Source organism: Streptomyces dengpaensis (assembly GCF_002946835.1).
GTDB classification, from domain to species: Bacteria; Actinomycetota; Actinomycetes; order Streptomycetales; family Streptomycetaceae; genus Streptomyces; species Streptomyces dengpaensis.
In genome coordinates, this window is the sequence record NZ_CP026652.1 from 597,751 (window position 1) to 612,898 (window position 15,148).

The following is a 15,148-nucleotide window of genomic DNA, read 5'->3' on the forward strand; positions in this document are numbered from 1 at the left end:
CGAGTACCTGTGCGCAGCACCTCCGCGGAGCACCTCCGCGTACGGGCCGAGGCGTGAGCGCTTGATTCTGAATTCAACCACTGGAAGGTTGCCGTCGAGGGTGCACCCGTCCGGATGCGCGTCGCCGCACTCAGGACGATGCTGGAAACATGTCCGGACGCGCACCCCTGATCGTGCATCCAGCGTTGGGCACCGGCGGCCGCCAGGTGACCGCGCGGGGTGAGAATCTCGGCGTGGCCTTTTCGGACGAGGACCTGCTGGAGTTTCTGGGCCGGGCAGGCCTGCCGGACGCGGAAGATCTCCTGGACGACCCGGCCTGGGTGAAGTGGCGTGGGGGGCAGGCGCACTACTACGGGGCCGCATAGGAGTCACACGACTTGGGGCACCCCGCCCGCGGGGGCCTCGCTGTGCGATGGCGTTGCTCCGATCGGGGGGCGCACTCACCCGACTCGGTGGGCGGCGGCAAGCGCGCGTACCACCGGCGTGGACGCGGACGTTGCCCCGGCATGGACAGCACTCACACAGCACTGCGGCGCGTTACGACCCGTCTGCGCACGGGCAGCCCGTGCGCCGAACTGACCAACGACTACCGGAGCCATCCGCCGATCTACGCCCAGCTCGTCGTGGAGTGGCGAGCCAAGGGCCGCCTGGTCCCGGAGCGTCGCGAGGCGCGTGAGGTGCTGTGGGCTTCCTTCGCCGCGCCGGCTCCGCAGGCGGACGAGGCCGACCCCGAATCCGAATCCGAACCCCAGCCCAGCCCCGGGCCCGTGCCCGCGGTTCCCGTGCCCCGCGGCCTCCCGCGCTGGGTGAGGACTACTCCTCGCTGAGCGGCGCCAGGACGGCCAGCGTTCCGTTGGCCTGACGCAGCGCCAGCTCCAGGGGGAGGGCGGGGTGCAGGGCGCCGGTCCCGTCCGGAGGGATGATCCACTCCAGGAATCCCGCGGACCGGTACGGAGGCGGTACGGCGACCCACGAGCCCTTGCCGAGGTGGCGCAGGCCCGACCCCTCCCAGCGGCTGGCGGGATCGGGCGGCAGGAAGAAGCCGACGCGGTGGGCCGCGCAGTCCACCAGCGTGGGCCCCGGTACCTGAAGCGGTTCGCACCACAGGATGTCCAGGGCGAGCAGGCCCAGCGGTTCGGGAACGCTCAGCACGTCCCAGAAGCGCCCGGCTTCCAGGAGCACGCCACCGTTGCCGTGATCCCACTCCCATTTGCACGCCCGGGGGTCCCTGGCGGCCGCGGCCAGCCACTCCACGCTTTGCATCCACATCGCGTTCGTCATGGCCCACTCCCGGATATTCCACTCCGCTCGGCAGACGCGGAGAAAGACACAGCCAGCGGGCCCGCGACGGCGCATCAGCCCCTGGGCATATGCATGGTGGTAAATATTTCTATGCGGCGGAAGGGGTGGCGCGCCCTGGCGTTTTCCCGCGGCCGGTCAAAGCGAGGGCAACGCTGCGTGGAGCGGGTGCGGTGGACCGCCACGCAAGCGAGGCGCGTGCCCCCGTGCGATGAACGTGTGCTCGACGAGTTCCGCCCGAGGGGGATGTCCGGCGTTGACGGGTCACCGTCATAATGCTCGGGTGATCACCCCCTCCCCCACAGCCGTACAGCGCGTCCCCGTCGTCATCGTCGGCGCGGGACCGGCCGGTCTCACCCTCGGCAACATCCTGCGCGCCGCGTCCGTCGACTGCGTGGTCCTGGAGAACGAGAGCCGGGAGTTCATCGAACAGCGGCCCCGGGCGGGGTTCATCGAGGAGTGGGCGGTGCGCGCCCTGCACCAACGGGGGCTGGCCGACCGGCTGGTGGAGCGGGCGCAGCCGCACAGCGAGTGCGAGTTCCGGATCGACGGCGAACGTCACCGGTTCGGGTACGCCGAGCTGACCGGGGACCGCCACTTCGTCTATCCGCAGCCGCTGTTGGTGACCGACCTGGTGCGCGAGTACGCCGATGTGCGCGGCGGCGACATCCGGTTCGGCGTACGGGATGTGGCCCTGCACGCGATCGACAGCGACCAGCCCTCGGTGCTGTACACGGATCCGGCCACGGGTGAGCGCCGGCGCATCGTGTGCGAGGTGATCGCCGGCTGCGACGGCGCGCGCGGAGTGACCCGCACCTACGTGCCGCCGGAGAGCGGGTCGATGGCCCGGTACGACTACGGGGTCGGCTGGCTGGCGCTGCTCGCCGAGGCCCCGCCGTCCTGCGACTGTGTCGTCTTCGGTGTCCACCCGCGTGGATTCGCCGCGCACATGGCCCGCAGCCCCCAGGTCACCCGCTACTACCTGGAGGTGACACCCGGCGACGACCCGGAGAACTGGCCGCACGAACGGGTGTGGTCGGAGCTCCACGCCCGGCTGTCGGTGCCGGGGGCTCCACCGCTCACCGAGGGACGGCTGACCGAAAAGCGGGTCCTCGACATGCACAGCTACGTCGTGGAGCCGATGACGTACGGACGGCTGTTCCTGGCCGGCGACTCCGCGCACCTCGTGGCACCGATCGCCGCGAAGGGCATGAACCTGGCGCTGTACGACGCGCTGCTCCTGGCGGACGCGCTGATCGCCTGCTTCGGGACGGGTGACGCCGGCGGGCTGCGCGACTACTCGGCGGCCTGTCTGCGGCGCGTGTGGGAGTACCAGGAATTCTCGCAGTGGTTCGCGGAGTTGCTGCACGGGCCGTCGTCGGGCGATCGCTACCGGGCGGGGGCCGCGGGCGCGCGGCTGCGGCGGATCCTCGGCTCACCCGCCGCGGCGGCCACCTTCGCGGACTCGTACATCGGCAAGGGCACGGGTCTCTGACCGTCACGGGCGGCTGGCCTGTTCCTTTCGCACACGTGGGCGCCCGTAGGGAAGTTCGGGGAAAACAGGCCCCTGGAACCGTCGGCCGTTGAGTGCTCGACGTCACACCCTCCGTATGTCCGGGAAAAGGTGAGAGCCCGGTGCGCAGCGAGGGATGACATGGTCAACGTGCAAGACTCTACGGGCGAGTTGGTCGCCGGGAGATACCGGCTGCTCGAAGTCGTCCTCCAGGAAGAGGGGCGCGTCGGCTGGCACGGCCAGGACGTGGAGTTCGACCGGCCGGTCACCTTGATCCGGTCGCGGGTCCCGGAGCAGTGGCGCGAGGAGGCGGAGCGCCACAGGGCCGCCCGGATCCTGCGCGAGTCCGAACTCCTGGGGCTGGACTGTCCCGGCCGAGTGGCCACGGTCGTCGACGTGATCGAGGAGCACGAGTTCGTCTGGACGGTCACGGAGCGGTCCCCGGGCGACCCGCTGACCGACCTCCTTGGACGCGGTCCCGTGAACTGCGTCCGGGCGGCCCGCATCGGGCTCGGCATCCTCGATGTCCTCGCGGCCGCCCATCGCAAGGGGCTGACGCACGGCGATCTCAGCCCCGGCCACGTCAGCGTGCACGAACGGGGCGCGGTCACGGTGAGCGGATTCGGCCTCATGGGGGCCACCGGCTCGCCGCGCGTCACCGCGCCGTCGTACGCCGCTCCCGAGCAGGCCCGTGGCGAGGGCACAGGACCGGCGGCGGACCTGTGGGCGCTGGGCGCGATCCTGTACGCGATGGTCGAGGGCCGGCCGCCCATCCAGGACCGTGGGCGGCTCGACGCCACACTCCGCGCGGTGGACCGGCTGCCGATCCGGGCCCCGCTGAACGCAGGACCGCTCGGTCCGGTCATTCAGGGTCTGCTGCGCAGGGATCTCGGGGAACGGGTGCCCGAGCCGGTCGTACGCGAGGCCCTGACCCGCATCCTCAAGGAGGACTTCGCCAGTGCGAGGTCTACGGCGCCCCTGCCCTTCTTCCTGGACGTCGGCGTCATCGCCCGGCGATCGGCACGGGTGTGGCGCGGACGATCCGTCAGCACGCCCGTGCTCGTGGGTGGGGCGCTGGCCGTGACGGTCGTCTGTTTCGCCGTGCTCACCGCTGCGGGCGGACTGCCCGACGGGGAGACCTCCGCATCCGGCGCGGCTCCCTCACCGACCGCTCCCGGCCACCCGTCGCCCGGCTCGTCCGGTGTCGCCACGCTCCCCCCGCGGACACCACCGGCGTCGCCCACTCCGTCCCCCTCCTCCACCAGCGGGGAGAAGGCCACGGCCGGCTTCTCCCTCTACCGCGCGCCCGAGGGCTTCTCCCTCCGCCTCCCCGATGGCTGGAAACCCCTGCGGACCAAGAACGCTGACGACCAGTCCTACCGGATCACCTTCGGCGCGAGCGGTGACCCGCGCACGCTGGCCGTCACCTACAGCACCCGGCTGGGAACGGATCCGGTCGCTGTCTGGAGTGAACTGGAGCCGTCCCTGCGCAGCGCCTCCGCGGGCTACAAGCGGGTGGGTGACATCCGTGCCGTGGACTATCGCGGCTACCAGGGGGCCGACATGGAGTGGCTGTCCGTATCCGACGGGGTCCGCGAGCGCACCTTCGGCCGGGGCTTCCTCATCGGCGACAACCGGGGCTTCTCCCTGCGCTGGACGACCCCGGCCGACGACTGGAACACCTCCGGCAACCAGCGAGCGCTGGACGTCTTCCTGACGACCTTTCAGGCAACGTAGCCGCGATCCCGAATCCCCTTCCCCTCGGCGTCAGAAGTGCCGTTCGGGGATGCGGAGTTCGGGTCGTCGCTGCGACAGCCAGAGGGCGACCTCGTCGGCGATGGGCTGGCCGGTCTCCAGCTCGATGAAGCCGAACTGGCCGCCCTGGTTGCCCTCCAGGAACCACCAGACGCCCGCCTCGTCCTCGGCGAAGTCGAAGGCGGCGTACGCGAGTCCGGTGAGGGCCAGATAGTCGTGGACGGAGCGGGCGATACGGTCCGGCACCGCGACGGCCTCCCAGACGTGTCCGGTGTCGCCGAACCGCCCGTCGATCTGCCCGGGCACGGCGGCCTTCCGGGCGGCGAACAGGCGGGTGCCGACGCCGGTCAGCCGGATGTCGGCACGCTTGGGAATGTACTGCTGGAGCAGCGCGGGACCGGCCGCGACCCCGGAGAAGTCCGCACCGGGTCCGATGAGCGTGGTCGGCAGGGCCGCCGGCGGCTCGCCGGGCGGTGGCCCCGAGGCGGACTTCACCACCACGTCCCGGTACTCCTCGACGAATTGCCGGGCCACCCGCGGAGCGGTCGTGATGACGGTCGGCGGCACCGCGAAGCCGCTGCTGTGGGCGACCCGCAACTGCCAGGGCTTGTGCCGGGCCTGCTCGGCACGGCGCGGGTGGTTCATCCAGCGGGTGGAGGCGGAGTAGAGCATGCCGAACAGGGCCTGACGGGTCTCGGCCGTGAGCCACGGCGAGGGCTCGGCGGCGTGCGCGGCGGGCTCACCCGGCCTGCGCACCCACACGGAGCGCAGGCCACCCATGCTGAGCACATGGCCGTTGACCGACAGATAGCCGTCGAAGTCACCGTGGGCGTAGTCGGCCGACAGCACCGCCTTTCCCGGCAGATCGGCGGGGTCGAGGCGCACCATGGGCACGCCCCGTTCATGCAGTTTGGCCACCACCATGTCGGCGGTGACGTCCTGCTCGGCCGTGAGAATGAGTACGGTCATGTGCTCGGTCGGCCGTCAGTCGTCGAAGTGCGTCTGGGAACCGGCCGTGGACGTCGTGGTGCCCATGGCCATGAGGAGCGCGCGATCGCTGACCGCGGGGCGTCCGTCGGGCAGCACATTCAACTGCAGGGACACATCGAAGTGGTACGGGGGCACTGCGGCCGACTGCCCCGTGGGCAAGGCATAGTTGAGGGTGAACGGTCGCACGAGGGATCCTTCCGCGGTCTCACGATGCTCGACGCCCACCCGTACGTGTCATGACCGTAAGAAACTCATTACTTTCGCCACATCGGGTTGCAGGTCATCACATCGCGTCGTTGCCCGCTTGCTCGATTCCGATCAACTGGTGTGTCCGCTTGGTTCAGGTCCAGTCGTCCGTACTAGTGGTTCCGCGTGTCTGTCTGCTCGATTCGCCAGCCCGAACCTTCGGCCAATGCTTCATTCTCCGTAGCCCCAACGCCCCACGATCCCAGGAGAGTTCCCGGTGCGCGCAAACCCTTTCGTGACGCGTCGGCCCACCCTCGCCATCGGTATCCGCGTCCCGCCACGATGTGGTGAGTCGGCCTGAGGCGCGGTATCGGCGTCACCGCCGATCCATTTCCTCAGGGAGACCGTGTGGGTGCTGGTCGGGCTGCCGTTGATCGTACTGACCCGGCGGCGGTTTCCGCTCACGACCCTGCTGTGCTGTCTGCTCGCGGCCCACGCACTGGTGCTCGCCGTCGGGGGCCACTACACGTACGCGCGGGTCCCGTTGGGCGACTGGGTGCGGGACGGGCTGGGGCTCGACCGCAATCCGTACGACAGGTTCGGGCACCTCATGCAGGGCTTCGTACCCGCCATCCTGGTGCGGGAGTTGCTCAGCCGGACCTCACCGCTGCGCGGCAGCCGCTGGCCGGCTCCACTGACCGTGTGCGTCTGTCTCGCCTTCAGCGCGGTCTTCGAGATGTTCGAGTGGGCGGCGGCGGTGATCGGCGGACAGGCGGCAGACGACTTCCTGGCCACTCAGGGCGATGTGTGGGACACCCAGTGGGACATGTTCTGCGCCCTGATCGGAGCCACCCTTTCGGTGCTGCTGCTGAGCCGCCTGCACGACCGGCAGCTCGGCGCACTCGCGGCGTCGGGCCGGCGGTAGCAGCAGGACAGCGGCAGGCAGCGGCAGGCAGCGGCAGGCAGCGGCAGCGCGAACGGGTGGGCGCCCCCCAGTAGGTGCGCCCACCCGTTCTCGTGTCGGTCGTCCTACCAGCGGCCCTCCACCTGCTCCTTGATCCGCCGCTCGTAGAGGTCCTCGATCGCGTCCAGCGTCTTCTGCGACAGCTCAGGCAGCTTCGCGGCCGCCGCGTTGGCGCGGGCCTGTTCGGGTGAGCGGGCGCCCGGGATCACCGTGGTCACGCCGGGCTGCTGGATGATCCAGCGCAGTGCCAACTGGGCCGGGGTGTAACCCTCCGGGGCGAGGGCGGAGAACTCGGCCGCCGCCTCCACGCCGGCCGCGAAGTCGACTCCGGAGAAGGTCTCGCCCTGGTCGAAGGACTCTCCGTGGCGGTTGTACGTCCGGTGGTCGTTCTCCGCGAAGACCGTGTCCTTGGTGTACTTGCCGGAGAGCAGGCCGGAGGCGAGCGGTACGCGGGCGATGATGCCGACGCCCGCCTCCCGGGCCGCCGGAAGCACCTGCCGCAGCGGCTTCAAGCGGAAGGGGTTGAGGATGATCTGGACGCTCGCCACGTTCGGGCGGGCGAGCGCGGTCAGCGCCTCGTCGCACGTCTCCACGCTCACGCCGTACGCGGCGATCCGCTCCTCGTCGACCAGTGTGTCGAGGGCGTCGAACACCTCGTCGGAGGAGTAGACGGGCGTCGGCGGGCAGTGCAGCTGCACCAGGTCGACGCGGTCGACACCGAGATTGCGCCGGGAACGGTCGTTCCAGGCGCGGAAGTTGTCGAGGACGTAGTTCCGCGGGATCTGCTCGACGCGGCGGCCCATCTTGGTCGCGACCAGCACATGCAGGTCCGGCCTGCTCCGCAGGAACGTGGCGATCGTCTCCTCGCTCCGCCCGTCGCCGTACACGTCGGCCGTGTCGAAGAAGGTCACCCCTGACTCGGCGGCCGTCTCCAGCACGGCCAGGGCGTCCCGATCACTCACATCGCCCCAGTCGGCACCCAACTGCCAGGTGCCGAGACCGACGACCGAAGCATGCTGACCTGATCTGTCGAATACGCGCTCTTCCATGCCTCAGTCTGACACCTCCCCTCCCTCCGGCAGGACGTCAACGCCCTGCCGTGGCACATGCGTCCGTGCGGGCTCTCCTTGCGCGCCGCAGCGCGTCGGCGTTCATACGACCCCGGTGGCGGGCGCCGGGGTGCTGTCCACCCGTAGCCGGACCTGGACTTCCTGATCACCGGCCTCCTCGGTTCTCTCCTGCACGGTGAACGCCTCGTCCAGCACGTCCCGGAGGCGCTGGACGGCGCCCGGAGTGCCCTGCGCCTCCAGTGACACCGGACCCGACAGACGTGCGGTGGGCTTTGCGGTGCTCTTGGGCGCGGTGGCCGTGTCGAACGTTCCGGACCAGACCGTGGGGCGATGTTCCGCGCGCTCGTGCGGCTCGTCCTCGGCGCAGCGATCGGAGCTGAATTGACCGCACAGCACGGCGAACAGGCGCCCGGCGTCCTCCGCGGAGCAGTCGCTGAGCACTACCTGAACCTGCGATGCGGGCAGCGGACCCTCACTCATCGAAATCCTCTCCCTCTCGGTTGCGGACGGGCCGACCCCGCGTGTGGACGGGCAGGCCGGCCGCGCGTGTACGGGCAGGCCGTCCTGCTGTCGCGGGTACCCCGAGGCGGCGGGCGAAACGAGGGCCGCGCCCATCGCATGCAGTGATACACGCCCAGGTCAACACGGTCCGTGAGCTATGTTGAATGCTTGTGGGACAAGAAGAAGGCGCATCGGTGCCATCGTCGCAGCAGGCACGCGCGCAGGCATCTGCGATCACCTCGGGGAAGACCGGCCCTGAGGCGGGCGCGGCACCGATGTCCCAGCTCAGGGGGCTGTTCGACGGGCCCCGGCTCTCTCCGGGGCAGCGGCGTATCGCCCAGTATCTGATCGAGCACATCACCGAGGCGGCGTTCCTGTCGATCACCGATCTCGCCGAGCGGGTGGGGGTGAGCCAGCCCTCGGTGACCCGTTTCGCCGCGGCGGTCGGCTTCAGCGGTTACCCCGCGCTACGGGAGAAGCTCCAGTCGATCGCGCTCGGCATCCTCGGCAGCACGCCGGGCACGCCCGCGGAGGCCACGAGCAACGAGCTGCAGGCCGCGGTGGACGCCGAGATCGAGAACCTGGAGAACCTGCGGCGGGACTTCGCGGAACCGGACGAGGTGATCCGCGTCGGCCGGGCCCTGTCGCAGTCGACGCCACTGACGGTCCTGGGCCTGCGGATCTCCGTCTCGCTGGCCGAGTACTTCGCGTACGCCGCGCGCCGCATCCACCCGGACGTACGGCTGGTGACCCGGGGCGGCAGCGTCGCCTACGACGCGCTGCTCCAGTCGCGCGAGGCGGGCGGCACCTGGGTGCTTGCCTTCGGGATGCCCCGGCACGCCCAGGAGACGCTCACGGCCCTGCGCGTCGCCCGCAACGCGGGTCTCCAGGTGGCCCTGATCACCGACCAGGGGCTCGGGCCGCTGGCGGACGAGGCCGACGTGACCTTCACCATCGGCACCGGTTCCCGCCTCGTCTTCGACTCCTACTCCGCGCCCGTCGTCATGTCGGCGGCGCTGCTGCAGGCCATGACCGACGCCGATCCGGAGCGGACGCAGGCCCGCCTGGAGGAGTACGAGCAGGTCGCCGACCAGCACCACTTCTTCCTCAGGGACTGAAGTCCGCCGCCTGCCCCCACAGCATCACGGGATCATTCACAACAAACCACGCATGAATGTTTTCATGTTCTTGCGCATCCAGCCGCATATATAAATACTTCTCGCGGATCGTTGACCAGGATGCCTCCGGGTCACGTCCCACGATCGCCCGGGGCCGTCCGCTCCTACCCGCATCGGGGTCCCGGGTGTTCGGACGGGCCCCGCTCGCGCGAGCGCCCGTGGCGGCGGCCCCGGCCATCCCCTAGACCGGGGCCGTCCCAGACTCCCCCCACGCCCGTCCCCGCCGACGTGACCCGGAAGCGATGAACATGGCCCTCACGACTTACTCACCGATCACCTCGGACTGGCCGCGCCAGGTCAAGACCCCTGGCAGCTTCGACTGGGAGCGGTCGGCGGTCACGTGGCTGCGTGAGCTGGTGCCGGCCCGCTACGCGAGCTACCCCGTTCTGCGCAAGCACCCCGTGCTCCTCGCCCGCCACGCGCAGATCCAGGTGCAGCACGAGATCCGGGTCGCCCGGACCGCCCTGCAGACCGCGCGGGCCGAACTGCCCGCCCTCGGCCTGCACGAGGGCGCCATCGAACACACCATCAAGCTGTACGCCGCCGAGGTCATGCAGCTCCAGCACATCGCCCGCAGCATCCGCGCGGTGACCCAGGCTCTCGTGGACCACAGCGCCACGCGGAACTGAACGCGCCCCGGACCAGGGCGATACGAGCCGCGCGGGCGGGAAGAGGTAAGGGGAGACGGCCCCGCCCGGTCGGCCGTCCTCCGAGAGCCCTGGACGGACCCATGGATTCCACGCTCTGGACGGTGGTCGTCATCGGCGCGGTCCTGGGCGCCGTCGCGCTCGGGATGGCGCTGGTGCTCCTGGTCCGGCTCGTCCGTGCCCGCCGTGATCTGCGGCGGGCCGGGCTTCCGACGGGGCCGCGCTGGGTCTTCTGGGGCGCCGTCGCCTATCTCGTGCTGCCGGTCGATCTGCTGCCCGACCCCGTCTATCTGGACGACATCGGCGTCCTCCTCCTGGCCCTTCGCTCGCTGCGCGCCGTACCCCGGTGATCGATGCCGCGCCGGTCACGGGAACCCTCGCGTACCGGCGGGCCGTTGACCACGTGACGGCCCGTGACGACAGGGCCCAGAGGTCGCTACGAATCAACGCGTCGACGGGGGGCACCATGAGCGAGCTGGTTCCCGGGGGCAACCTGCCCCTGCCGGGCGGCACCCTGACCCTCGGGGTGCCCGGCCCCTTCGATGTGTTTGCGCTCATCACCGACGACAGCGGAAAGGTGCGCGGCGACGGCGACTTCGTGTTCTACAACCAGCCGAGCGCGCCCGGCGCCCGGCTGGCGGGCGAGCACCTGACGATCGATCCGATGGGACTGCGGCCCGGAGCGAGCCGCGTCACCGTGGTCGTCAGCCCCGCCGACCCTGAGCCGGCTGCCCGCGCCCACCCTGCACATCACCGCGCCGAGCAGTCCCGGCGCACGCTGTGCGACCCCGTGTTCAGCCAGGGGGGTCTGGCTTACGTCGCCGACCGCCGCTCCGGCGATATGTACTGGACGGCGCTGTGGGCGCGGCCCTTCAGTCCCGCGGATCTGCGGCGGACGGCGAGTGAGGTCATCGCGCTCACCAACGCCGAGCGGACGGCGTGCGGCCTGCCACCGCTGTCGCCCGACTCCCCGCTCACCACCGCGGCCCAGGCACACAGCGCCGACATGGTGGCCCGCGCCTTCTACTCCCACACCTCCCCCGACGGCAGCCGGCCCTGGGACCGTGCCGCAGCCGCGGGCTGCACCCGCCGCACCATCGGCGAGAACATCGCCTGCGGGCAGCGCTCCCCCGCCGAGGTCGTCCGCGGCTGGATGAACAGCCCCGGCCATCGCGCCAACATCCTGAAACCCGACTTCACCCACATAGGCATCGGCCTCGCCGGGGGCGGCAAGGCGGGCACGTACTGGACGCAGCTCTTCGGCGGCTGAAACCCACCGCCCTCGTGCCGCGCCTTCCGATGCGCCCTTTCTGATTCACCGTTTCTGATTCACCCTCGGGCAATGCAGCCCACGCGCCCCTCGAGCACGTAGAGATGGTGCCGACGCCCGCATTCGCGGCGCGGTTCGTGCCGGGAATGCGCACCGGCAGAGGGAACTCGGGAGAAGAATCAGATGGTCTCAGCAACGGTAGGCAGAGGTACGGCTGGTACGGCCCTGGGTGCGGTTCTGCTGTCCCTCCTGGCAGCCCCCGCACAGGCAGCCACCCCCGTGGCCGAGGGCCGTACGAACACCGAACAGGTCGCGGCGGCCGGGGCGTTGGCCGCGCCCGACGAAGCGGGGCTGCGCAAAGTGCTGCGTACGGCGCTGTGGCAGGGAGCCCCGGGCGCGATGGCGCGGATCGACGACAACGGCAGAGTGCACCGGCTGTCCGAGGGGATCGCCGACCGGGCTACCAAACGGGCCATGAGCACGAACGACCGGTTCCGCGTCGGCAGCGTCACCAAGACGTTCTCCGCCGTGGTGCTGCTCCAACTGGCCGACGAGGGCAAGCTGCAGCTGGACAAGTCGGTCAACGGCTATCTGCCCGGGCTGCTGCCCGACCAGCGCATCACGGTGCGCCATGTGCTCAGCCACCGCAGCGGCCTGTACGACTACACCAACGACATGTTCGCCCGTACGGTCCCGGGCTTCGAGTCCGTGCGCAACAAGGTGTTCAGCTACCGGGACCTGGTGAAGCTGTCACTGAAGAAGCCGCGCACGAACGCGCCGGGCGCGGCCTACGCGTACTCGAACACCAACTTCGTCGTCGCGGGCATGCTCATCGAGAAGCTGACCGGCCACTCCGTAGGCACGGAATACAAGAACCGCATCTTCGAACCGCTGAATCTCACCAACACCTTCTACGTCCACCCCGGCACCGCGATCCCGGGCAGCCACGCCCGCGGCTATCTCAAGCCCGACGAGGCCGGCAAGGCCCTGGTGGACTCCACCCGGCAGACGGCCTCCTGGGCGCAGAGCGCGGGTGCCATCATCTCGACCGCGCACGACCTGGACGTCTTCCTCTCCGCGCTGCTCCGCGAAAAGCTCACCTCCGCGGCCCAGCTGACGCAGATGCAGAAGTGGACGACGGTCAACAGCACGACGAAGTACGGCCTCGGTCTGCGCCGCCGTGACCTGTCGTGCGGGGTCTCGGTGTACGGGCACACGGGCACCGTGCAGGGCTTCTACACGTACGCGTTCACCTCGAAGGACGGCAAGCGCAGCCTCACCGCGCTGGCCAACACCTCCAACAACACCACCGTGCTGAACACCATGTACCGCACCCTGGAATTCGCGTTCTGCGGCAAGTCCGCGGCCAAGGCGGCCACGCGGTGAAACCGTCCGGGAGCACGAGGACATCGCACCCGCCATCGCCCGCGACTGACCTCGCGGGCCGCGCCTCACCCCTGCCGGCCGGTGGCAGGCGCCACGCCACCGGCCCTACGGCGGGTCAGTCGCGCGGGAACGAGTGGTGCTCGTGGGCGACCGTCCACCGTCCGTGTTCCTTGCGCAGTCCGAGGGTGAGCCTGAGGCGCAGGTCGGGATCCTCGGCGAACTCCTTCGCGGTTCCGCAGCGCAGGAGGGCGTGCGCGTACGCCACGTCGTCGCCCGCGGTGATGTCGAGGGACTCGATCTCGAACGTCGCGCCCTGTGACTGCCATTCGAAGAACGGCGGCCAGGTCTCGCGGTACCCGTCGATGCCATGGACCCCCTCGTAGGGCGGCGGCACGTCGTACATCACCATGTCGTCCGCGTGGTCCACCAGCACGCCGTCGAGGTCGGCGCGGTTCACGGCGGCGGCCCACTGCTCGATCAAGGTGCGGATCTGCTGCTCGTCTTCGTTCATGGGCGATCTTTGCCCCGTCCCGCCCGCGCCTTCCCATCCGGGCCTCCATACGGATACTGGGGCCATGCGTGTCGCCGTCTTCATGACCCTGCCCGGCCTGGTCATCCTGCTGACCGTGCTGGCCTTCGCGGATCAGCTGCTGCTGCGGGCCGGCCTGGCGGGCCTGCTGCCCTGGCGCAATGGTGCGCGCCAGGGCCAGATCTCCGCGACGGGGTTCGAACAGCTGCACGCGAGTCTGTCGCCGGGCAAGCAGAACGAGCTGAAGGAACGGCAGTCGGCGCTGCTGACGCGGGACGACGAGGAGGACGGGGCGCCGTCGAACCGGACGACGGTCGATCTGGACGGCGGGACCGCGGTCGTCCGGATGCCGCGGGCCGAGCAGTAGGAGGGGCAGCGGTGGAGCGGGAAGCCGGGAAGCCCGGCGGCGCGCAGATGACCTTCGACGACCTCCTGGAGCGCGCGGCTTCGCTCGTACGTCCCGGACGGCGCGCCCTCCTCGGCATCACCGGCAGCCCCGGAGCGGGCAAGACGACGCTCGCCGAGCGCCTGGTGCGGCGGCTGAACGGTGCCGGGCCCGACTGGGTCGCGCACGTGCCGATGGACGGATTCCATCTCGCGGACGTCGAGTTGGACCGACTCGGCCGCCGCGACCGCAAGGGCGCCCCCGACACGTTCGACGCGGCGGGCTACGCGGCACTGTTGCGCCGGCTGCGCGAGAACGAGGACGAGCTCGTCTACGCGCCCGGCTTCGAGCGGACCCTCGAACAGCCCCTGGCCAGCGCCATCCCCGTGCCCCGCACCGCCCGGCTGGTCATCACCGAGGGCAACTATCTCCTCCTTCGCGACGCTGCCTGGGCTCGCGCGCGGTCGCAGCTGGACGAGGTCTGGTTCTGCGAGCTCGACGAGGCCGAACGCGTACGGCGACTTGTGGACCGGCACGAGGAGTTCGGCAAGGACCGCGACACGGCGGTGGCATGGGTGCTCGGCACGGACCAGCGCAACGCCGACCTGATCGCCGCGACACGGGACCGCGCCGACCTGGTCGTCGGAGCGTCGGTAAGCGAGGGTGGAGCGCCAGTTCCGGTTCCCCACGCTCATCGCCCGCGGGATCGCCGATCGGTGCGGTGAACGCCGAGCCGCTGGTCCGGCGAGCGCGGCACGTCCGTGTCCGAAACCCGCCGGACGCAGTGCCGGGCAGGCGGCAAAATAGCTGGTGAGGCGATGTCGACACCGCCGGAAGACGCTCGAAAGGACACCTCCGATGACTGTCTGCACGACCATCGACAGCCCCCTGGGCGAGCTGCTGCTGGTGGGCGAGGAGTCGGCCACCGCGAAGGGCGGCACGGCACTGGCGTCGCTGTCCATGCCCGGCCAGAAGCACGGAGTCGCCGTCGAGGACGGCTGGGTCGAGGACGCGGACGCGTTCGCCGAGATCGCCGCCCAGCTGCGCTCCTACTTCGACGGCACGCTGACGCACTTCGACATCGAGTACGTCACGCGCGGCAGCGATTTCCAGCAGCGGGTATGGAAGGCCCTGGAGGCCATCCCGTACGGGACCACGCTCAGCTACGGCGACGTCGCGGCGCGGATCGGCGCATCGCGGGCCGCGGTACGCGCCGTGGGTACGGCGATCGGCGCGAACCCGCTGCTGGTCGTACGCCCCTGCCACCGGGTGATCGGCGCGAACGGGGCGCTCACCGGGTACGCCGCGGGCCTGGAGCGCAAGCGGCAGCTCCTGGATCTGGAGAAGGTGCCCCTGCCCTTCTGATCAAGGCCGGGCACGACGCGCAGCCTCTGCGCACGACCCGTACCCCGCTCGTACAACGTGAAGAATGGGCGTCACGGGGTAAGACCACCTTCGGGGAGCGGAGAGGGTCG

The 15,148-nt window shown here is 70.4% G+C and carries 19 protein-coding genes; 13 read left to right on the top strand and 6 right to left on the bottom strand.

Annotated features, from left to right (window positions below):
* The first annotated feature begins 149 nt into the window (after positions 1-149).
* Both C4B68_RS02840 and C4B68_RS02845 read left to right on the top strand, forming a co-directional pair.
* Positions 150-365: a hypothetical protein gene (locus tag C4B68_RS02840; RefSeq protein ID WP_180289230.1), complete on the top strand. Its 216-nt coding sequence runs from the start codon at positions 150-152 to the stop codon at positions 363-365.
* A 141-nt stretch (positions 366-506) separates the two neighbouring features.
* Complete coding sequence (locus C4B68_RS02845; RefSeq protein ID WP_099501219.1) at positions 507-827, top strand: hypothetical protein; 321 nt, start codon at positions 507-509, stop codon at positions 825-827.
* Here the strand turns inward: C4B68_RS02845 and C4B68_RS02850 are convergent.
* Positions 814-1,281 (bottom strand): hypothetical protein, encoded by a 468-nt coding sequence (locus C4B68_RS02850; protein WP_099501221.1) that lies wholly within the window; start codon positions 1,279-1,281, stop codon positions 814-816. The genes C4B68_RS02845 and C4B68_RS02850 overlap by 14 nt on opposite strands.
* Before the next feature lie 301 nt (positions 1,282-1,582).
* On the opposite strand from C4B68_RS02850, the gene C4B68_RS02855 reads away from it, so the two are divergent.
* Both C4B68_RS02855 and C4B68_RS02860 read left to right on the top strand, forming a co-directional pair.
* Positions 1,583-2,794, top strand: a complete 1,212-nt coding sequence (locus tag C4B68_RS02855; protein WP_240634158.1) for a 4-hydroxybenzoate 3-monooxygenase — start codon at positions 1,583-1,585, stop codon at positions 2,792-2,794.
* Positions 2,795-2,953: 159 nt separating this feature from the next.
* Positions 2,954-4,549, top strand: coding sequence for a serine/threonine protein kinase (locus tag C4B68_RS02860; protein WP_099501224.1), 1,596 nt, complete (start codon positions 2,954-2,956; stop codon positions 4,547-4,549).
* 30 nt (positions 4,550-4,579) lie between these two features.
* On the opposite strand, the gene tgmB is transcribed toward C4B68_RS02860, so the two are convergent.
* Together tgmB and tgmA are read right to left on the bottom strand one after the other, a co-directional pair.
* Positions 4,580-5,536: an ATP-grasp ribosomal peptide maturase gene (gene tgmB / locus C4B68_RS02865; protein WP_099501226.1), complete on the bottom strand. Its 957-nt coding sequence runs from the start codon at positions 5,534-5,536 to the stop codon at positions 4,580-4,582.
* A gap of 15 nt (positions 5,537-5,551) precedes the next feature.
* Entirely contained in the window at positions 5,552-5,743 is a 192-nt protein-coding gene (gene tgmA, locus C4B68_RS02870) for a putative ATP-grasp-modified RiPP (RefSeq protein ID WP_099501614.1), read from the bottom strand.
* Positions 5,744-6,128: 385 nt separating this feature from the next.
* Between tgmA and C4B68_RS02875 the strand changes: the two genes are divergently transcribed.
* Positions 6,129-6,668, top strand: coding sequence for a DUF2238 domain-containing protein (locus C4B68_RS02875; RefSeq protein ID WP_099501228.1), 540 nt, complete (start codon positions 6,129-6,131; stop codon positions 6,666-6,668).
* 104 nt (positions 6,669-6,772) lie between these two features.
* On the opposite strand, the gene C4B68_RS02880 is transcribed toward C4B68_RS02875, so the two are convergent.
* Together C4B68_RS02880 and C4B68_RS02885 are read right to left on the bottom strand one after the other, a co-directional pair.
* Positions 6,773-7,756, bottom strand: a complete 984-nt coding sequence (locus tag C4B68_RS02880) for an aldo/keto reductase (protein ID WP_099501230.1) — start codon at positions 7,754-7,756, stop codon at positions 6,773-6,775.
* A 102-nt stretch (positions 7,757-7,858) separates the two neighbouring features.
* Entirely contained in the window at positions 7,859-8,257 is a 399-nt protein-coding gene (locus tag C4B68_RS02885; RefSeq protein ID WP_099501232.1) for a hypothetical protein, read from the bottom strand.
* Between the two features lie 215 nt (positions 8,258-8,472).
* Between C4B68_RS02885 and C4B68_RS02890 the strand changes: the two genes are divergently transcribed.
* The 5 genes from C4B68_RS02890 to C4B68_RS02910 all read left to right on the top strand — a co-directional run bounded on the left by C4B68_RS02890 (position 8,473) and on the right by C4B68_RS02910 (position 12,759).
* Positions 8,473-9,396: a MurR/RpiR family transcriptional regulator gene (locus C4B68_RS02890; RefSeq protein ID WP_099501233.1), complete on the top strand. Its 924-nt coding sequence runs from the start codon at positions 8,473-8,475 to the stop codon at positions 9,394-9,396.
* Positions 9,397-9,704: 308 nt separating this feature from the next.
* The gene (locus tag C4B68_RS02895) at positions 9,705-10,085 is read left to right on the top strand and encodes a hypothetical protein (protein WP_099501615.1); all 381 of its coding nucleotides are present in this window, start codon (positions 9,705-9,707) and stop codon (positions 10,083-10,085) included.
* 101 nt (positions 10,086-10,186) lie between these two features.
* Entirely contained in the window at positions 10,187-10,453 is a 267-nt protein-coding gene (locus C4B68_RS02900) for a DUF1232 domain-containing protein (RefSeq protein WP_099501235.1), read from the top strand.
* 116 nt (positions 10,454-10,569) lie between these two features.
* Positions 10,570-11,373 carry a CAP domain-containing protein gene (locus tag C4B68_RS02905; RefSeq protein WP_099501617.1) on the top strand — a complete coding sequence of 268 codons (804 nt, stop codon included), beginning with the start codon at positions 10,570-10,572 and terminating at the stop codon, positions 11,371-11,373.
* 183 nt (positions 11,374-11,556) lie between these two features.
* The gene (locus C4B68_RS02910; RefSeq protein WP_099501237.1) at positions 11,557-12,759 is read left to right on the top strand and encodes a serine hydrolase domain-containing protein; all 1,203 of its coding nucleotides are present in this window, start codon (positions 11,557-11,559) and stop codon (positions 12,757-12,759) included.
* A gap of 115 nt (positions 12,760-12,874) precedes the next feature.
* Here the strand turns inward: C4B68_RS02910 and C4B68_RS02915 are convergent, their stop codons facing one another.
* A complete protein-coding gene (locus C4B68_RS02915) occupies positions 12,875-13,270 on the bottom strand; it encodes a YybH family protein (protein ID WP_099501239.1) in 396 nt (131 codons plus the stop codon).
* A gap of 64 nt (positions 13,271-13,334) precedes the next feature.
* Here C4B68_RS02915 and C4B68_RS02920 point away from each other — a divergent pair, with 64 nt between their 5' ends.
* The 3 genes from C4B68_RS02920 to C4B68_RS02930 all read left to right on the top strand — a co-directional run bounded on the left by C4B68_RS02920 (position 13,335) and on the right by C4B68_RS02930 (position 15,038).
* Positions 13,335-13,655: a DUF6191 domain-containing protein gene (locus tag C4B68_RS02920; protein ID WP_099501241.1), complete on the top strand. Its 321-nt coding sequence runs from the start codon at positions 13,335-13,337 to the stop codon at positions 13,653-13,655.
* A gap of 47 nt (positions 13,656-13,702) precedes the next feature.
* Complete coding sequence (locus C4B68_RS02925) at positions 13,703-14,398, top strand: nucleoside/nucleotide kinase family protein (RefSeq protein ID WP_099501619.1); 696 nt, start codon at positions 13,703-13,705, stop codon at positions 14,396-14,398.
* Between the two features lie 133 nt (positions 14,399-14,531).
* Entirely contained in the window at positions 14,532-15,038 is a 507-nt protein-coding gene (locus tag C4B68_RS02930) for a methylated-DNA--[protein]-cysteine S-methyltransferase (RefSeq protein WP_099501243.1), read from the top strand.
* Positions 15,039-15,148 lie beyond the last annotated feature (110 nt).

Coding starts and splice junctions, on each gene's coding strand:
- C4B68_RS02840 (WP_180289230.1), top strand. CDS start 150: ATGTCCGGACGCGCACCCCTGATCGTGCATCCAGCGTTGGGCACCGGC.
- C4B68_RS02845 (WP_099501219.1), top strand. CDS start 507: ATGGACAGCACTCACACAGCACTGCGGCGCGTTACGACCCGTCTGCGC.
- C4B68_RS02850 (WP_099501221.1), bottom strand. CDS start 1,281: ATGACGAACGCGATGTGGATGCAAAGCGTGGAGTGGCTGGCCGCGGCC.
- C4B68_RS02860 (WP_099501224.1), top strand. CDS start 2,954: ATGGTCAACGTGCAAGACTCTACGGGCGAGTTGGTCGCCGGGAGATAC.
- tgmB (WP_099501226.1), bottom strand. CDS start 5,536: ATGACCGTACTCATTCTCACGGCCGAGCAGGACGTCACCGCCGACATG.
- C4B68_RS02880 (WP_099501230.1), bottom strand. CDS start 7,756: ATGGAAGAGCGCGTATTCGACAGATCAGGTCAGCATGCTTCGGTCGTC.
- C4B68_RS02885 (WP_099501232.1), bottom strand. CDS start 8,257: ATGAGTGAGGGTCCGCTGCCCGCATCGCAGGTTCAGGTAGTGCTCAGC.
- C4B68_RS02895 (WP_099501615.1), top strand. CDS start 9,705: ATGGCCCTCACGACTTACTCACCGATCACCTCGGACTGGCCGCGCCAG.
- C4B68_RS02900 (WP_099501235.1), top strand. CDS start 10,187: ATGGATTCCACGCTCTGGACGGTGGTCGTCATCGGCGCGGTCCTGGGC.
- C4B68_RS02905 (WP_099501617.1), top strand. CDS start 10,570: ATGAGCGAGCTGGTTCCCGGGGGCAACCTGCCCCTGCCGGGCGGCACC.
- C4B68_RS02910 (WP_099501237.1), top strand. CDS start 11,557: ATGGTCTCAGCAACGGTAGGCAGAGGTACGGCTGGTACGGCCCTGGGT.
- C4B68_RS02915 (WP_099501239.1), bottom strand. CDS start 13,270: ATGAACGAAGACGAGCAGCAGATCCGCACCTTGATCGAGCAGTGGGCC.
- C4B68_RS02920 (WP_099501241.1), top strand. CDS start 13,335: ATGCGTGTCGCCGTCTTCATGACCCTGCCCGGCCTGGTCATCCTGCTG.
- C4B68_RS02925 (WP_099501619.1), top strand. CDS start 13,703: ATGACCTTCGACGACCTCCTGGAGCGCGCGGCTTCGCTCGTACGTCCC.
- C4B68_RS02930 (WP_099501243.1), top strand. CDS start 14,532: ATGACTGTCTGCACGACCATCGACAGCCCCCTGGGCGAGCTGCTGCTG.